This is a genomic window from Streptomyces sp. NPDC058812 (assembly GCF_042744565.1).
Lineage (GTDB): Bacteria > Actinomycetota > Actinomycetes > Streptomycetales > Streptomycetaceae > Streptomyces > Streptomyces thinghirensis.
Map to the genome: position 1 here is coordinate 1 of NZ_JBHYOB010000048.1, position 2,701 is coordinate 2,701.

At 58.1% G+C, this 2,701-nt stretch carries 2 rRNA genes (1 of these 2 cut by a window edge); both read left to right on the plus strand.

Annotation, left to right across the window (positions count from 1 at the left end):
* The first annotated feature begins 233 nt into the window (after positions 1–233).
* Positions 234–1,761, plus strand: a 16S ribosomal RNA gene (locus tag ACFW48_RS38255).
* Between the two features lie 306 nt (positions 1,762–2,067).
* Positions 2,068–2,701, plus strand: a 23S ribosomal RNA gene (locus ACFW48_RS38260) (it continues 2,567 nt past the right edge of the window).
* Together the 16S and 23S rRNA genes form the textbook arrangement of a ribosomal RNA operon.

Here is a 2,701-nt window from a genome sequence, read left to right on the forward strand (position 1 = left end):
ACCGAAGGGAAGCGCCCGGAGGAAAGCCTGAGAGAGTCTCTCGGGTGAGTACAAAGGAAGCGTCCGTTCCTTGAGAACTCAACAGCGTGCCAAAAGTCAACGCCAGATATGTTGATACCCCGACCTGATCGGTTCTTCGATCGGGTTGAGGTTCCTTTGAAGAAAAATACAGCGAGGACGCTGTGAACGGTCGGATTATTCCTCCGACTGTTCCGCTCCCGTGATGTAAAGCATTCACGGAGAGTTTGATCCTGGCTCAGGACGAACGCTGGCGGCGTGCTTAACACATGCAAGTCGAACGATGAACCACTTCGGTGGGGATTAGTGGCGAACGGGTGAGTAACACGTGGGCAATCTGCCCTGCACTCTGGGACAAGCCCTGGAAACGGGGTCTAATACCGGATACTGACCATCGGGGGCATCCTTTGATGGTCGAAAGCTCCGGCGGTGCAGGATGAGCCCGCGGCCTATCAGCTAGTTGGTGAGGTAATGGCTCACCAAGGCGACGACGGGTAGCCGGCCTGAGAGGGCGACCGGCCACACTGGGACTGAGACACGGCCCAGACTCCTACGGGAGGCAGCAGTGGGGAATATTGCACAATGGGCGAAAGCCTGATGCAGCGACGCCGCGTGAGGGATGACGGCCTTCGGGTTGTAAACCTCTTTCAGCAGGGAAGAAGCGAAAGTGACGGTACCTGCAGAAGAAGCGCCGGCTAACTACGTGCCAGCAGCCGCGGTAATACGTAGGGCGCAAGCGTTGTCCGGAATTATTGGGCGTAAAGAGCTCGTAGGCGGCTTGTCACGTCGGTTGTGAAAGCCCGGGGCTTAACCCCGGGTCTGCAGTCGATACGGGCAGGCTAGAGTTCGGTAGGGGAGATCGGAATTCCTGGTGTAGCGGTGAAATGCGCAGATATCAGGAGGAACACCGGTGGCGAAGGCGGATCTCTGGGCCGATACTGACGCTGAGGAGCGAAAGCGTGGGGAGCGAACAGGATTAGATACCCTGGTAGTCCACGCCGTAAACGGTGGGCACTAGGTGTGGGCAACATTCCACGTTGTCCGTGCCGCAGCTAACGCATTAAGTGCCCCGCCTGGGGAGTACGGCCGCAAGGCTAAAACTCAAAGGAATTGACGGGGGCCCGCACAAGCGGCGGAGCATGTGGCTTAATTCGACGCAACGCGAAGAACCTTACCAAGGCTTGACATACACCGGAAACGGCCAGAGATGGTCGCCCCCTTGTGGTCGGTGTACAGGTGGTGCATGGCTGTCGTCAGCTCGTGTCGTGAGATGTTGGGTTAAGTCCCGCAACGAGCGCAACCCTTGTCCCGTGTTGCCAGCAAGCCCTTCGGGGTGTTGGGGACTCACGGGAGACCGCCGGGGTCAACTCGGAGGAAGGTGGGGACGACGTCAAGTCATCATGCCCCTTATGTCTTGGGCTGCACACGTGCTACAATGGCCGGTACAATGAGCTGCGATACCGCGAGGTGGAGCGAATCTCAAAAAGCCGGTCTCAGTTCGGATTGGGGTCTGCAACTCGACCCCATGAAGTCGGAGTCGCTAGTAATCGCAGATCAGCATTGCTGCGGTGAATACGTTCCCGGGCCTTGTACACACCGCCCGTCACGTCACGAAAGTCGGTAACACCCGAAGCCGGTGGCCCAACCCCTTGTGGGAGGGAGCTGTCGAAGGTGGGACTGGCGATTGGGACGAAGTCGTAACAAGGTAGCCGTACCGGAAGGTGCGGCTGGATCACCTCCTTTCTAAGGAGCACTTCTAAGCCAAGCTTGCTTGGTTCAGAGGCCAGTACATCAGCGAATGTCTGATGCTGGTTGCTCATGGGTGGAACGTTGACTACTCGGCACGATCGACTTGATGGATCACTAGTACTGCTTCGGCGTGGAACGTGAGCCCTGAGAGAGATTCGTGTCGGGCACGCTGTTGGGTATCTGAGGGTACGGCCGTATGGCCTGTCTTCAGTGCCGGCCCCAGTGCACTCGGGATGTTGTCCCGGGGTGATGGGTGGTTGGTCGTTGTTTGAGAACTGCACAGTGGACGCGAGCATCTGTGGCCAAGTTTTTAAGGGCGCACGGTGGATGCCTTGGCACCAGGAACCGATGAAGGACGTGGGAGGCCACGATAGTCCCCGGGGAGTCGTCAACCAGGCTTTGATCCGGGGGTTTCCGAATGGGGAAACCCGGCAGTCGTCATGGGCTGTCACCCGCTGCTGAACACATAGGCAGTGTGGAGGGAACGCGGGGAAGTGAAACATCTCAGTACCCGCAGGAAGAGAAAACAACCGTGATTCCGGGAGTAGTGGCGAGCGAAACCGGATGAGGCTAAACCGTATACGTGTGAGACCCGGCAGGGGTTGCGTGTACGGGGTTGTGGGATCTCTCTTCTGTCGTCTGCCGGCGGCAGGGCGAGTCAGAAACCGTTGATGTAGGCGAAGGACATGCGAAAGGTCCGGCGTAGAGGGTAAGACCCCCGTAGTCGAAACATCAGCGGCTCGTTTGAGAGACACCCAAGTAGCACGGGGCCCGAGAAATCCCGTGTGAATCTGGCGGGACCACCCGCTAAGCCTAAATATTCCCTGGTGACCGATAGCGGATAGTACCGTGAGGGAATGGTGAAAAGTACCGCGGGAGCGGAGTGAAATAGTACCTGAAACCGTGTGCCTACAAGCCGTGGGAGCGTCGCGCA